This window comes from Klebsiella sp. K-3 (assembly GCF_051207495.1).
Classification (GTDB): Bacteria; Pseudomonadota; Gammaproteobacteria; order Enterobacterales; family Enterobacteriaceae; genus Klebsiella; species Klebsiella aerogenes.
Map to the genome: position 1 here is coordinate 300,756 of NZ_JBPNXF010000008.1, position 13,856 is coordinate 314,611.

12 protein-coding genes and 1 tRNA gene are annotated in these 13,856 nt (G+C 55.6%); 9 read left to right on the forward strand and 4 right to left on the reverse strand.

The window, feature by feature from the left end; genetic code table 11:
* Nucleotides 1–16: 16 nt before the first annotated feature.
* Nucleotides 17–3,685 (reverse strand): salmochelin/enterobactin export ABC transporter IroC, encoded by a 3,669-nt coding sequence (iroC, locus tag ACSEMK_RS15515; protein ID WP_430915084.1) that lies wholly within the window; start codon nt 3,683–3,685, stop codon nt 17–19.
* 46 nt (nt 3,686–3,731) lie between these two features.
* Entirely contained in the window at nt 3,732–4,847 is a 1,116-nt protein-coding gene (iroB, locus tag ACSEMK_RS15520) for a salmochelin biosynthesis C-glycosyltransferase IroB (RefSeq protein ID WP_325079903.1), read from the reverse strand.
* Nucleotides 4,848–4,900: 53 nt separating this feature from the next.
* Here iroB and ACSEMK_RS15525 point away from each other — a divergent pair, with 53 nt between their 5' ends.
* The 9 genes from ACSEMK_RS15525 (at nt 4,901) to ACSEMK_RS15565 (ending at nt 12,674) form a co-directional block, all read left to right on the forward strand.
* The gene (locus tag ACSEMK_RS15525) at nt 4,901–5,068 is read left to right on the forward strand and encodes a hypothetical protein (protein ID WP_113373050.1); all 168 of its coding nucleotides are present in this window, start codon (nt 4,901–4,903) and stop codon (nt 5,066–5,068) included.
* Between the two features lie 528 nt (nt 5,069–5,596).
* Nucleotides 5,597–6,379, forward strand: coding sequence for a transcriptional regulator NanR (gene nanR / locus ACSEMK_RS15530; RefSeq protein ID WP_042897796.1), 783 nt, complete (start codon nt 5,597–5,599; stop codon nt 6,377–6,379).
* Between the two features lie 134 nt (nt 6,380–6,513).
* Nucleotides 6,514–7,407 (forward strand): N-acetylneuraminate lyase, encoded by an 894-nt coding sequence (gene nanA / locus ACSEMK_RS15535; protein ID WP_430915085.1) that lies wholly within the window; start codon nt 6,514–6,516, stop codon nt 7,405–7,407.
* Between the two features lie 137 nt (nt 7,408–7,544).
* Nucleotides 7,545–9,035 carry an MFS transporter gene (locus ACSEMK_RS15540; RefSeq protein ID WP_435336605.1) on the forward strand — a complete coding sequence of 497 codons (1,491 nt, stop codon included), beginning with the start codon at nt 7,545–7,547 and terminating at the stop codon, nt 9,033–9,035.
* Nucleotides 9,036–9,079: 44 nt separating this feature from the next.
* On the forward strand, nt 9,080–9,769 hold the full coding sequence (locus tag ACSEMK_RS15545; protein WP_430915087.1) for an N-acetylmannosamine-6-phosphate 2-epimerase: 690 nt from the start codon (nt 9,080–9,082) through the stop codon (nt 9,767–9,769).
* Nucleotides 9,766–10,641, forward strand: a complete 876-nt coding sequence (nanK, locus tag ACSEMK_RS15550; protein ID WP_262854163.1) for an N-acetylmannosamine kinase — start codon at nt 9,766–9,768, stop codon at nt 10,639–10,641. The genes ACSEMK_RS15545 and nanK overlap by 4 nt, the downstream gene beginning before the upstream one ends.
* Complete coding sequence (gene nanQ / locus ACSEMK_RS15555) at nt 10,638–11,111, forward strand: N-acetylneuraminate anomerase (protein ID WP_015703464.1); 474 nt, start codon at nt 10,638–10,640, stop codon at nt 11,109–11,111. The genes nanK and nanQ overlap by 4 nt, the downstream gene beginning before the upstream one ends.
* Before the next feature lie 115 nt (nt 11,112–11,226).
* Entirely contained in the window at nt 11,227–11,709 is a 483-nt protein-coding gene (locus ACSEMK_RS15560) for an Hcp family type VI secretion system effector (protein ID WP_015369713.1), read from the forward strand.
* A gap of 20 nt (nt 11,710–11,729) precedes the next feature.
* Nucleotides 11,730–12,674: a transcriptional regulator gene (locus tag ACSEMK_RS15565; protein WP_113373046.1), complete on the forward strand. Its 945-nt coding sequence runs from the start codon at nt 11,730–11,732 to the stop codon at nt 12,672–12,674.
* Between the two features lie 94 nt (nt 12,675–12,768).
* Here ACSEMK_RS15565 and ACSEMK_RS15570 read toward each other — a convergent pair.
* A tRNA-Phe gene (locus ACSEMK_RS15570) sits at nt 12,769–12,844 on the reverse strand.
* Between the two features lie 105 nt (nt 12,845–12,949).
* Complete coding sequence (locus ACSEMK_RS15575) at nt 12,950–13,663, reverse strand: DUF554 domain-containing protein (RefSeq protein WP_045379610.1); 714 nt, start codon at nt 13,661–13,663, stop codon at nt 12,950–12,952.
* Between the last annotated feature and the right edge of the window lie 193 nt (nt 13,664–13,856).

Below are 13,856 nucleotides of genomic sequence, written 5' to 3' on the forward strand. Positions count from 1 at the left end.
CTAACTCTTACCATCACTATCCCACGATTTCTCCCGTTATGTCGTGTTGGTTGCGTGCATCTGCCGGGCCGACGCTATCGCGCCATAAGCGGGCATAGAGGCCGTTCACCGCAAGTAATTGCTCGTGGGTACCGTATTCTGCGAGCCGCCCTTTATCGACAACGGCGATCAGATCGCAGCGCTGGGCGGTGGTCAGGCGGTGCGCCACGATTAGCGCCAGGCGCTTTCTGGCACGGGCGACTTCGGTTAACGAAGACATGAGGCGCTCTTCCGCGCGGCGATCCAGGCGCGATGTGGCTTCATCGAGCAGCAGGACGTGGGCATTCGCCAACTGGGCGCGAGCTAACGCAATCAACTGACGTTGTCCGGCGGATAAATCCGCGCCGCCATTATTGACTGGTGTGCGGAAACCTTGCGGGAGCTGACGTACCAGCTCAAACAAGCCTGCCTGCCGTGAAGCGATCTCCACTTCGGCATTGCTGCTGGATGGCCGCGAATAACGTATATTCTCCGCAATATCGCCGCTAAAGAGCGCAACATCTTGATCGACCAGACCGATCTGACGGCGGTAATCGGCAAGGGTTGTCGCCGTCATCTGTCGTTCCCCAATGCCGATCGTCCCGCTGGTGGGCGAATAGAGTCCGGCGATAAGTTTAATCAATGTCGACTTCCCGGCGCCGCTGCGGCCAACGACCGCCACGACACTGCCCGCGGGGATGGTCAGGGTGAGCTTGTCCAGCGCTGGCTCAGCGCTGCCGGGATAACGGTACGTAACTTCATCAAGCTGTAATGCACCCGTGGCCGGCGGGGTGGAAGAAGGGGTGACGTTTTCTGTCTCTTCGGTCGCTAACAGTTCATCAATATGTTTACCGCTGGCCGTCGCCTGCTGGAAAGAATCCACAATCCCGGATAATTGCTGTACCGGGCCATAAAACTGCCCCAACAACAGGAAGAACGCCGCCAGCACCCCGGCGGTCATTTCGCCTTCGGCCACCCTCGATGCGCCAACCAGAAGCACGGCGGCATAGGAAGCCTCGGTACAGAAGGTCAGGAATGGGAAGTAGACCGCAAGATATTTCTGCGCGCGTACGCGGGTGGCGCGGAAGCGATCCGATAATGCGCGCAGCCGGGCGGCCTCTTGCTCCTGTTGGCCATGGGATTGCACGACGCGCAGGCCGGAGACTTTCTCCTGCAGAGTGCTATTCACTTTGCCGATTTCAAGGCGCGCCTGGGCATAGGCTGGAGAGCTCAGGCGACGATAAACCCAGGTCGCCAGCGCGACTACCGGCACCGCGCTTAAGGCCGTCAGCGCCATAATGGGGTCGAGCCAGAACATGGCCGCGGCGATGGCGAACATCGTGACCAGGCTGGTGGCCGCGCCGGCAAGGCCGTTTTGCAGAAAGCGGGCGAGGGAGTCAACATCGACGGTCATCCGGGTCAGGCGTGAATCAACGTGCTTTTCATGCCAGGGGAGGGCAAGACGCAGCATATGGCCGAAGCTGCGCAAGCGTACCGTATGTTGAACCGACTCCGCCGCTCTGGCGGCGAAGATAGTCTGTAGTGAATAACAACACCAGCTTATAACCACCAGGCACAGGGCGAGCAGGGCGCAGACGCCGATAGTCGCCATATCGCCTGCGGCAACCCCCGAGTCAATACCGCACTGCAGCAGTATTAACACGCCGACGCCAGCGGCAGAATCCAGCGCGATCAGCAGGGCGGCGATGATGAACATCCACGCCACCGGCCGCAGCAGCGAGGTAAATCTACGCCCCTCTCCGGCCAGCGCCTGTTGAACCGCCTGTTCCGGCACGCGGGTCATGCGGGCGACAAAACCGTTGCCGTCAGCTTCCGGCAACGCTTGCGGCTCCTCGTTCTGCATCTCTGGCGTTGTTGGCCACAGATCGCGGCAGCCGCCGGCGCCAGGTTCGAGGAAATCCCCGTCGCCGGTCATCAGCGCGCGGAACGCCGGGCAGCGAGACTCAAGCTCAGCCTGGCTGCCGATGTCCACCACTTGCCCTTTATCCAACACCACAATTCGACTGGCCAACCGCAGCGTCGCCCGGCGGCGGGCAATCACCAACAGCATGTGCTGGTCATCGGCGTAACGACCCAGCGCGGCATTGATCTCCGCTTCGGTACCGGCATCTACCGCCGATGTGGTGTCATCGAGAATTAACAGTTCCGGTGCGGTAATCAGCGCCCGCGCCAGCGCGATGCGTTGCCGCTGTCCACCGGAGAGGTTAGTGCCGCGCTCGGTTAGGCGGGTATCGAAGCCTTTTGGTAAGGCATTGATAAACTCGCTGGCGCCTGCCGCCGCCGCCGCGCGGCGAATATCTTCCATCGTCGCCTGCGGATGGCCGTAGGCGATATTTTCCGCGACCGTCCCGGCAAACAGAAAGGCGTCTTCAAAAACCACCCCCACCTGACGGCGCAACGCCTCAAGCTTGAGATCGCGAAGGTTCTGCCGACCGGCGCTGGTGTGTAGCCAAATATCGCCAGCGCTGGGATCGTAAAAGCGCGCCAGCAGCATTAGCAGCGTCGATTTACCGGATCCTGACGCGCCGACTACCGCCAGCGTTTCACCCGCCTGTAGGGAGAAGGAAACATCGCTCAGGATACGGCTGCTGCCGCCATAACCGAAGTTCACTCTTTCTAGCTGCAGGCCAATAACACGACCATTGAGCGCTTCGCTACCGTCAACCATTTGCGAACGGGTGTCGATCAGGGCGAATACCCGTTCTACGGATGCCTGGGTACGTTGGGCGATCACCAGGAACGACGCCAGCACACGGGTAGGTCCGGTTAACATGGCGAGGAAACCGGCAAAGGCCACGAAGGTCCCGAGGTCAATTCGCCCGTGTATCACTGACCAGCCGCCGTAGCACAGTAGAACGATTTGCCCGAGCACCGGCAGCGCCAGCATGGTAGCGCCAGGCATCGCCTGCGAGATGGCCGCGCCGATGCGCACGCGTACCATCTGCCGCGATTGACGATCCAGCCAGCGCGTTTCGCGCAGTTCCGCCACGCAGGATTTTACCACCGAGATCTGCGCCAGAACTTCGCGCATGTGCTCGGTCAGATTCGCCAGCCGGTCTGAAGCCAGCCCCGTCTGAGCGAATACCCGACGACGGGCGCGCAGCGCGGTAATGGCAAGACACGCCAGCACGCAGACCACGATTAGTGTCATGGCCGGCGACATCCACAGCATCACGGCAATACCGGCGATGTAGTAGGTGAATACCGCCAGCGGTACCGGAGCCATCTGCAATAGGGTATGCATCTGCTGCAGATCGCTATTGGTCCGTGAAATCACCTGTCCGGTACGCAGCGCGTCCTGTCCTGCGCCATCGAGCTTTTGAATACTGTCGAACGCTCGTCCTCGCAGGGTGTGCTGCACCCACAGCGATAGCTCGCCAGCATAGCCGCGTCGTACATAGTTACCGATGAAATCAAAAAAGGCGATCAGTAGCAGCCCGCAGGCCAGCCACGGCAGGCGGGTAGGATTTCCCGCCAGCGCATCATTTACCGCCTGTCGTGTCAATAGCGGCGTCAGCGCGGCCAGCAGAATGGTCGACACCGACGCCACCACCACGATAGCGCTAAGTTTCTTACGTTCCCAGCACACGCGCGCAAGGCGGATTATCCAGGACCGCGCGGGTGTGGGAGAGTGAGTCGCAGGCATTAAGCCTCCTCCGTCAATTTAAAGATGAAATCCGCCACGGCGGCCATTACCCTTTTTGCGCCATGGCGGCCAGTTCTTTCGCCACCTCGGTTGGGCAGGCCTGCGCCGCCATTTCCGCCGCCACCTCTTCAGAGGCCGTACGTAATGCGCGATCGTCGAGGAAAGCATTGATCATGCTGCTCGACAGACCTCCGTCGCCGGGGATGATCCCGCAGCCGCGATCGACTACCGCGCGGGCGTTTACTGGGCGATCGGCTCCCTGGCCGAAAACGATCTGTGGAATACCCGCGTGCAGTGCCGTCAGGGTGTTGCCAGCGCCGCCGTGATGGATAAAACCATCGGCGCCGTTGAGGAAGGCGCCCATCGGGATCCAGTCAACCAGGCGAACGTTCGACGGCAACGAGCGTAGATCGGAGCGCGCATTAGCTGAGAGATGCAGAATGATCTCGGCATCGACTTCACTGGCGGAATCCATCACCCAGGAGATCAGATCGAGGCCGTCGACCATCGGTTTGACGGTGCCCAGGCTGACCAGTAGCCGTTTGCGATCGGGCGTGCGTTCCCACCATTCCTCCCAAACCGCACCGCCGTTATACGGCACGTATTGCATGGGAATGATCGGTTCGCCATCGTTTTGCAGGATACTCATACTCGGCGGCGTCACGTCGATCCACGCCATATCCTGCGGCGGAGCTTCGACGCCGTGGCGGCGGTAGGCGTCAGCGAGCGAGCGCGTTACACCTTTGATATGCCAGGGGGTGTGGCCGAAGCCGACGGTTTGCATGACTACCGGGATATCGTATTTGGCGGCGATCAGCGGCCCGACGACCCCGAGGGGAGGATAGACGATAAGGTCGGGCCGCCAGTGTCCGGCAAACTCCACCAGTTGGTCGGCCATCTCTTCGCTGAAGAACGAGAAGTTGCCCATTTTAGTGCCGATGTTACTTTCCTTTCGCTGCGCCTCGCGACGGCGATAATCGGCCTCAGAATCGAAGCCGGGCGCGGCATCGAACACCACCAGTCCTGCCTCGGCCGCCTTTTGGGCGAATTTACCGCTACTGGCGATAAGCACTTCATGACCGTTAACGCGAAATGCCTGCGCCAAAGACAGCACCGGATACAGCAGCCCATAGAGTGGCGGGCCAACAAACAGAATACGCATGAGAAAATCCCTCTCCGCTTGACGAACTAATTCAGGAAGTCGACGCAGTCAATATGCCGGCCAGCGCGAAGTTAACTATCGTTAACCCGGCTGTGCCTGGCGCTGCGCCATTTTTTAGTTTCGCCAGCGCGGCGCACGGCAACGCCGGCGACCCTATCGCAGGCGGTGAATCCGTAGCGCGCGCTGACGAATCGGGAATTCCCTGTCCCGACTTCCATTAACGCTTGCGCGTCATTGTCCTGATGAACGGTCTGACGCCCCGCCGCACTGCCACGGCGGCTTGTAAGGCCGCATTTGCCGGATGAGAGGCCGGTCAACGCGCTGGGCGATGTCCGTAATTCCTGAAGACACCGTGTCGCATCATCCTGATAGCGTCGCCTTCGCGGGTCGGTAAGGGACAAAGCGCCGTTGTTCAGACGATGCTCGTTCCCTTACGGCCTCGGTATACCTTGCCAAAGAAATCACCAATGCAAATGCTAATGAGAATAATTACCAATATCATTTGCAAATTGCAATGATAAGTAAAAACTTAATGGAACGGGTAAACGTTTATAGGACAAATCGCAGGTGAGCTTTTCAGGAGGGGCGATGGGTTCCAGTAAGTGATGTCGTTCTGCAGGAACAAAGGCCAATCGGTTGTTTTTTTATTCCGGAAAGCGGCTGCTTACCGCTCTTCATTACCCGTGTAGGATTTGTGATATGATGAAAAAGCGAAACTTTTTCTCTTTTTTCCAGGTTAAACGATACTTATGAGCGCGTTCGATCACTCGTCAGATGACACCCAGGAAACTATCGGCAACAGCCTGCGCCGACGCCCACTGGCGCGCAAAAAGTTGTCTGAAATGGTGGAAGAAGAGTTGGAGCAGATGATTCGTCGCGGCGAGTTTGGCGAAGGTGGACAGCTTCCTTCGGAACGTGAGCTGATGGCGTTTTTTAACGTCGGGCGCCCGTCGGTACGTGAAGCGCTGGCTGCGCTCAAGCGTAAGGGCCTGGTGCAAATCAACAATGGCGAACGTGCGCGAGTCTCGAGACCGTCGGCGGACACCATCATTTCCGAGCTTTCCGGGCTGGCGAAGGATTTTCTCTCCGCGCCTGGCGGTATCGCGCATTTCGAGCAGTTACGTCTTTTTTTCGAATCAAGCCTGGTGCGCTATGCGGCTGAGAACGCCACGGATGAGCAGATTTCCCTGTTAAGCAAGGCGCTGGAGATTAACGGCCAGTCGCTGGATGATAACGCGCAATTTATTCGCTCAGACGTCGATTTCCACCGCGTGCTGGCGGAGATCCCCGGCAACCCTATCTTTATGGCGACGCATGTTGCTTTGCTTGACTGGCTAATCGCCGCGCGGCCGAAAGTGTCGGAGCAAGAGCTTCATCATCACAATAACGTCAGTTTTCAAGAGCATATTGCCATATTTAACGCCATACGCGATCGCGATCCGGACGAAGCCGATCGTGCGTTGCAAACCCACCTCAAAAGTGTTTCCGCCACCTGGCGTGCCTTAGGTAAAACCAAAAAATCCGCTAAATGATCCCTGCTTCGCGATCGGTTTAGTGAACTCGATCGCACAATAAGCTTTCCCTATTGTACTGCTTTAAAAATGATCTGGTATAACAGGTATAAAGGTACATAGTTAATTCAGTCAAACATCATTACGAGGTATATATGGTTAGCCATTTACGTGGCGTGATGCCCGCGCTTCTGACCCCATTCGACGCACAGCAGAACATCGATCGGGCGAGCCTGCGTCGGTTAGTGCGTTTCAATATTGAGCAGGGTGTTGATGGGGTTTACGTCGGCGGATCGACCGGGGAGGCCTTCGTTCAGAGCCTGTCCGAGCGCGAAGAAGTTCTTGAAATCGTAGCGGAAGAGGCGAAAGGGAAAATTACCTTAATTGCGCATGTTGGTTGCGTTAGTACGGCGGAAAGCCAGCAACTGGCGGCAGCGGCTAAGCGCTATGGTTTTGATGCGGTTTCTGCGGTAACGCCGTTCTACTATCCGTTCAGCTTTGAAGAGCACTGCGATCATTATCGCGCAATTATTGATTCTGCTGATGGGATACCGATGGTGGTCTACAACATTCCGGCGCTGAGTGGGGTAAAACTGACCTTAGAGCAGATTAACCAACTGGTGACATTACCGGGGGTGGGCGCGTTAAAACAAACGTCTGGCGATCTCTATCAAATGGAGCAAATCCGTCGCGCGCATCCGGAACTGGTGCTCTACAACGGCTATGACGAAATTTTCGCTTCCGGCTTGCTGGCGGGCGCTGACGGCGGGATCGGTAGTACCTATAACATTATGGCCTGGCGCTACCTGGGGATCGTGCAGGCGCTGAAAGAGGGCGACACCGCGAAGGCGCAGCAGCTGCAGCATGAGTGTAATAAGGTCATCGATCTGTTAGTCAAAGTGGGCGTATTTCGTGGACTGAAAACGGTGTTGCACTATATGGATGTGCTCTCCGTACCACTCTGCCGTAAACCGTTTGCGTCGGTAGAGGATAAATTCCAGGCCGAATTGAAAGCGCTGGCGCAGCAGTTAATGCAGGAGCGCGGCTGATTTCTCGCCGGAGACGCTCATAAACTGCGCTTTCGATGAGAGATTCAATCAGACATCTGAAGCGGGCGTCATCCGGCAACAACGATATTCAATTCATACCAAAGCGAGTGGGCGCAGCCCATCGCGGGAGACTCACCATGAGTACAACAACCCAGAATATCCCGTGGTATCGTCATCTTAACCGGGCGCAGTGGCGGGCATTTTCCGCTGCCTGGTTAGGGTATTTGCTTGATGGTTTTGATTTTGTCTTAATCGCCCTGGTGCTCACTGAGGTTCAGGGGGAATTTGGTTTATCGACGGTGCAGGCGGCAAGCCTGATTTCCGCCGCTTTTATCTCTCGCTGGTTTGGCGGCTTGATGCTCGGGGCAATGGGGGATCGCTACGGTCGCCGCCTGGCGATGGTGACCAGCATTGTTCTTTTTTCGTTGGGTACGCTGGCCTGCGGTTTTGCCCCTGGCTACACCTCTCTTTTTATTGCCCGGCTGGTTATTGGGATGGGCATGGCGGGAGAATATGGCTCCAGCGCCACCTATGTTATTGAAAGTTGGCCGAAACACTTGCGGAACAAGGCGAGTGGATTTCTGATCTCTGGCTTCTCGGTTGGCGCCGTCGTCGCCGCGCAGGTTTATAGTCTGGTGGTGCCCGTTTGGGGCTGGCGTGCGCTCTTTTTCATCGGCATTGTCCCCATCGTTTTTGCCCTCTGGCTGCGTAAAAACATTCCGGAAGCGGAAGACTGGAAAGATAAGCACGAAGGTAAAGCGCCGGTACGTACGATGGTCGATATTCTCTATCGCGGCCAGCATCGGGTGCTAAACATCATCATGACCTTTGTGGCAGGCGCGTCGTTATGGTACTGCTTTGCCGGCGAGGCGCGTATTGCCGGGTTGGTTGCGCTGCTGGGCCTGGTATGCGCCATTATCTTCATCAGTTTCATGGTGCAAAGCAGCGGTAAACGCTGGCCGACCGGCGTGATGCTGATGGTTGTGGTGCTCTTCGCTTTCCTCTACTCCTGGCCGATTCAGGCGCTGCTGCCTACTTATCTGAAAACTGAACTGGCCTATGATCCACATACTGTTGCTAACGTATTGTTCTTTAGCGGCTTTGGTGCAGCCGTCGGCTGCTGCGTCGGCGGTTTCCTCGGCGACTGGCTGGGGACCCGTAAAGCTTACGTTTGCAGTTTACTGGCTTCACAACTGCTGATCATTCCGGTATTTGCGATAGGCGGAACAAATGTCTGGATCCTCGGTTTGTTACTTTTCTTCCAGCAAATGCTGGGTCAAGGAATTTCAGGGATCTTACCGAAGCTGATCGGCGGTTATTTCGAAACCGATCAGCGTGCTGCGGGTCTGGGGTTTACCTACAACGTTGGTGCTTTGGGCGGCGCGTTAGCGCCGATTCTCGGGGCGTTAATTGCTCAACGCCTGGATTTAGGCACCGCGCTGGGTTCGCTCTCCTTTAGCCTGACCTTCGTGGTGATCCTACTTATCGGGCTTGATATGCCAACCCGCGTCCAGCGGTGGATCCGCCCGGAAGCCATGCGTACCCATGATGCGATCGATGGCAAACCGTTTAGCGGCGCAGTGCCGTTTGGTAGCGGTAAAAGCATATTAGCGAAAAGTAAAAATTAATCGTGGCGCCGGTCAATCACGAATGTTTGCCTAAGGATATGATGATGTCACTACTTGAACAGCTTAATAAAAACATTGCGCAATCTGGTGGGTTGATTGTTTCCTGCCAGCCTGTACCAAATAGCCCGCTGGATAAGCCTGAGATTGTCGCCGCGATGGCCCTGGCGGCGGAGCAGGCAGGGGCGGTCGCGCTGCGTATTGAAGGTATTGATAATTTACGCGCCACCCGCGCCGTCGTTTCTATTCCTATCATCGGGATTATGAAACGCGATCTCGACGATTCGCCAGTCCGGATCACCCCGTTCCTTGAAGATGTTGATGCGCTCGCGCAAGGCGGGGCGGATATTATCGCCGTGGATGGTACCGATCGCCTGCGCCCGGTTACCGTTGCGGCACTGCTGGCGCGAATTCATCAGCATGCTTTACTGGCGATGGCCGACTGTTCAACTTTTGAAGATGGGATGGCTTGCCAGCAGCAGGGGGCCGACATTATCGGGACGACGCTTTCTGGCTACACGACGGTGAAAACGCCGGAAGAACCCGATTTCGCTCTGGTGAAAACACTCAGCGAGGCCGGATGCCGGGTGATTGCGGAGGGGCGCTACAATACCCCGGCGCAGGCGGCAACTGCGATGCGCCAGGGGGCATGGGCCGTGACCGTTGGCTCTGCCATCACTCGTCTTGAGCATATCTGCCAGTGGTATAACTCGGCGTTAAAAAAGGCGGTGTCATGACTACGCTTGCTATTGATATCGGCGGAACCAAACTCGCCGCCGCGCTGGTGGATGATGACCTGAACCTCCTTAAACGCCGTGAGTTGCCGACACCCGCCAGCAAAATGCCGGAAGCGCTATGTTCGGCGCTGCAAGAGCTGATCGTGCCGTTGTTTGCTCGCGCCCAGCGAGTGGCAATTGCGTCTACCGGAATAATTAGCGGCGGCGTGCTGTCGGCCATCAATCCCCACAATCTGGGCGGTTTGCAGCATTTTCCGCTGACGCAGACCCTGGAGAAAATCACCGGCCTACCCACACTGGCGGTTAACGATGCGCAAGCTGCGGCATGGGCGGAATACCATGCTCTGGGGGATGAATGTCGCGACATGGTTTTCATCACGGTATCCACAGGTGTGGGGGGCGGTGTAGTGAGTAATGGTCGGCTAATCACCGGGAATGGCGGTCTCGCCGGCCATCTGGGCCATACGTTAGCGGACCCGAATGGACCGCTATGCGGTTGTGGTCGGCGCGGCTGCGTAGAGGCTGTTGCTTCCGGACGTGGAATGGCGGCCGCAGCCCAGGGAGAACTCAGCGGATGTGATGCGAAAACGATTTTCATCCGTGCCGGGCAGGATGATGAGCAGGCTATTGGGCTTATTCACCGTTCGGCACAGACCTTAGCGAGATTGATCGCTGATGTAAAAGCGACAACGGATTGCCAGCGCGTGGTGGTCGGTGGCAGCATCGGCCTGGCGGAAGGTTATCTGGAGATGGTGAGAGCTTACCTTGCGCAGGAACCGTCGGTATATCACGTAATGTTACAACCCGCGCATTACCGACATGACGCGGGATTGCTGGGAGCGGTGTTACTGGCTCGGGAGAATAACTCATGATAGCAGGTGATATTGGAACGCTAACCGCCTCCGGGATACATCCCGTTTTAGCCGAAGCGTTGATGCTGGCGGTAGCCGCTTGTCCACAGGAGAAATCTCCTGGACGTTTCAATCTACGCGGTGACGATATTTTTATGAACGTCATGGTATTTACTACCCAGCCAGCGGAAAGTAAAAAATCGGAACAGCATGCGCAATATATCGATATTCAACTGTTGCTAAGCGGTGAAGAACGTATTCTGTGGGGAATGGTAAATTGTGCACAGCAGTGCGAAGCGATACACGTTGAAGAGGATTATCAGTTGTGTAATGCGATTGAAAATCAGCAGGCCATTACGCTACGGCCTGGTAATTTCGTGATATTTATGCCTGGTGAGCCGCATAAACCTGGATGTATTACGACATTGCCGCAGGAGATTAAAAAGGTAGTCGTTAAGGTTAATGTTAGCCTCTTGCAAAACGAATACTGATGCTGAGATTATTCCTGGTTTTGTTTGTGTAATGTGTTCTTCATTTAAATCTGCAAAATTTAAACTAGCTTATTAGGGGGCTCCTTTTCTTAAAACATGCAATATAGGGACTGTTATGGCTATTGATATGTATCTGAAGGTTGACGGGGTAACCGGTGAATCTAACGACTCAAATCATAAAAATTGGATAGATGTTTTGTCATTTAGCTGGGCGGCTGAGCAGCCTGGGAATATGAGCGTTGGTGGCGGTGGTGGAGCGGGTAAAGTTAATTTTCAGGACCTTTCGGTACAAGCATTGATAGATAAAGCAACGCCGGCAGTTCTCAAGTTTTGCGCTAGCGGTAAACATGTCGCTAAAGTCGAACTATCAATTTGCAAAGCCGGCGGCTCGCAAATTGAGTATTCGCGTGTTGTTCTTGAAGATGTTCTGGTGACGAAAACCAGTTTTAGCGGTGTGGGTCATACCGACACTATTATGGTGAATTACCTGTTTCAGGCATCTAAAGTTAATCTGCATTATTGGGAGCAGTCTTCTCAAGGGACCAAAGGCGCAGAAACTAAATCGGGTTGGGATATCAAACAGAATAAAGAAATTTAATCGACGCTGGAGCGCCTGCAATGCCAGATATTACCTCCGAGATAAATGCGGTTCTCTCCGATCATTCCCGGTTTGACGCGGAGCAGCTGGATATTATTATTTCATTCGTCAATGAACTGGATAAAGGAACATTGAGTCAGTTTGAGAACGCTCCGGATCGCACGATTATGGATACCTATGAGCGGTTGCTTTCTGCCAGTAAAGAGCCTGCCAGAAGACAACGCGACGAAGAATACGAACTGGAATCTCTGACGGGGGCCAGTCGTCGTACTGCTACCATGAGCAATCATGCCGCGTTTTTTGATCGCTTCAGAACAACGCCTGCGCATATGTATGGTTACGGCGGTAACGTCTACCGGGATCAGACTAAAAGCTATTATGATGTAGCCGGTAAAATACTGGCAGGCATTGGCGGGCTCGCTTCTTTTGGCGCAGGTACAGCCGCCATCGCCGCCTCGCAGGCGGGTTCGTCGCTTTCGGGTATAGCAGCGCGTTATGCGTTATCTTCTGTCGGCGCGACCGGCCTGGCCGCTGGTGCGATGGCGTTGCTCCGTAATAATTTTTCCGATGTTCAGGTTGCGACGAATAAAGATTTCCTCGAAACCATCAAGTCTATCGCCAAGCTAAGAAACAAGCTGAATGATTTCTTCCAGGGCCTCAACAACAAAGTCTATTCGGATAAGACAAAAGCAGAAACGGCGCTCAACAATGAAATGAGGTCACATCCGTTACGTTTTGGTGTCGGTTCAGGAAGTCAGGTAGTACATGCAAACCTGGCCCCTATTCAACGTTTGGTCACTCAGGACTTTGTTACCGTAAACCACGAAATCAGAGCCAAAATTCTGCCGAAGGGTACAAATTCAGCCTGGAGTGTTGCGGTTTCGAGCTCAGAAATGGGTTGGGATGAACGGGTATTGGACCAGTCTAACATGGGCATTCTGCAGCAGGTCGTTCATCAGCTTTAACGCGGTTATGTTGGCGGCGAAGGGGACGACGTTCGATGGAGAGTCCGGCCGCAGAAAAGCAAAAACCCGCCTTTTGGGCGGGTTCTTTAAATAGTGGTGCCCGGACTCGGAATCGAACCAAGGACACGGGGATTTTCAATCCCCTGCTCTACCGACTGAGCTATCCGGGCAACGGGGCGCATTAAACCTGATTCACCGCGCCTCGTCAACGAAATTTATAAATTTCGCAGCAGACTGCACAATCTATCACCACTTTGCCGTAAAAGCACGCGTCGTCAGGCAAAAAAGGCCGTCCACGCGACCGAAATCGGCATTGCCAGTAGCAGGGCGGGGAGCATATTGACCACCGCGAACATCTTAATCCCGCAGATACGCAGGCCGGTCGCCACCAGCAGCATACCGCCGACGGCGCTGAAGTCGGCCATCATCATCGGCGTGGTCAGCGGCATGATAAGCGATGCGCAGGCCGCCAGACTCAGCTGAATCAGCAGCATCGGCACCGAGATTGCCGACACCGCCAGCCCCAGGGTGCAGGCGAAAATAGTAGCGGTGAAAAAATCGAGAAACGCTTTGGCGATAAGGATGCTGGCGTCGCCGGTCATTCCTTCGCGCATGGCGCCAAAAACGCCCGTACCGCTGGCGCAAAATAGCACGATGATCGCCACGTAGCTCTGAATATAAGACTCGTGGGCCGAGGCCTTTTTCCTGCCCTTTGGCGACAATAGTTGCTGGAGTTTGCTCACCAGGGTATTGATGCCTTTCTCCATATTACACACTTCGCCGAGCAGCGCGCCGACCAGCGTCGCCAGCACCATCACCGGCAGGTTGGCGCACTTGATGACCAGTAAAATACCAATCCCCAGTGATGCCAGCCCAAAAATCGAGGTCATCGAGGTGCGGATCCGTTCCGGCAATCGTTGGCTCAGCAGCGCGCCCAGTACGCCGCCGACAAGCACCGCGCTGGCGTTAATAAATGGCCCTATAACCAAAGTAAACTCCTGTTAATTATTCCTGATGTCCGCATTATTATGACGTTGTTTCGCCGCTAAGGCTTGCGGATACGTGGGGAGAATGCATATGGATTTCATCTTGCGCCACTTTCGGAAAGGTGCCATGATTGCGCGGATTTTCACCTCTTTACCCTGAGGCCGCCGGGATGACGACATCGCCATTACATCGCCG

Excerpts from the sequence above, each read along its gene's own strand:
- nanR (WP_042897796.1), top strand. The coding sequence starts at position 5,597 with ATGAGCGCGTTCGATCACTCGTCAGATGACACCCAGGAAACTATCGGC.
- ACSEMK_RS15565 (WP_113373046.1), top strand. The coding sequence starts at position 11,730 with ATGCCAGATATTACCTCCGAGATAAATGCGGTTCTCTCCGATCATTCC.
- nanQ (WP_015703464.1), top strand. The coding sequence starts at position 10,638 with ATGATAGCAGGTGATATTGGAACGCTAACCGCCTCCGGGATACATCCC.
- nanA (WP_430915085.1), top strand. The coding sequence starts at position 6,514 with ATGGTTAGCCATTTACGTGGCGTGATGCCCGCGCTTCTGACCCCATTC.
- iroC (WP_430915084.1), bottom strand. The coding sequence starts at position 3,685 with ATGCCTGCGACTCACTCTCCCACACCCGCGCGGTCCTGGATAATCCGC.
- ACSEMK_RS15560 (WP_015369713.1), top strand. The coding sequence starts at position 11,227 with ATGGCTATTGATATGTATCTGAAGGTTGACGGGGTAACCGGTGAATCT.
- ACSEMK_RS15545 (WP_430915087.1), top strand. The coding sequence starts at position 9,080 with ATGTCACTACTTGAACAGCTTAATAAAAACATTGCGCAATCTGGTGGG.
- ACSEMK_RS15540 (WP_435336605.1), top strand. The coding sequence starts at position 7,545 with ATGAGTACAACAACCCAGAATATCCCGTGGTATCGTCATCTTAACCGG.
- ACSEMK_RS15525 (WP_113373050.1), top strand. The coding sequence starts at position 4,901 with ATGCCGGCCAGCGCGAAGTTAACTATCGTTAACCCGGCTGTGCCTGGC.
- nanK (WP_262854163.1), top strand. The coding sequence starts at position 9,766 with ATGACTACGCTTGCTATTGATATCGGCGGAACCAAACTCGCCGCCGCG.
- iroB (WP_325079903.1), bottom strand. The coding sequence starts at position 4,847 with ATGCGTATTCTGTTTGTTGGCCCGCCACTCTATGGGCTGCTGTATCCG.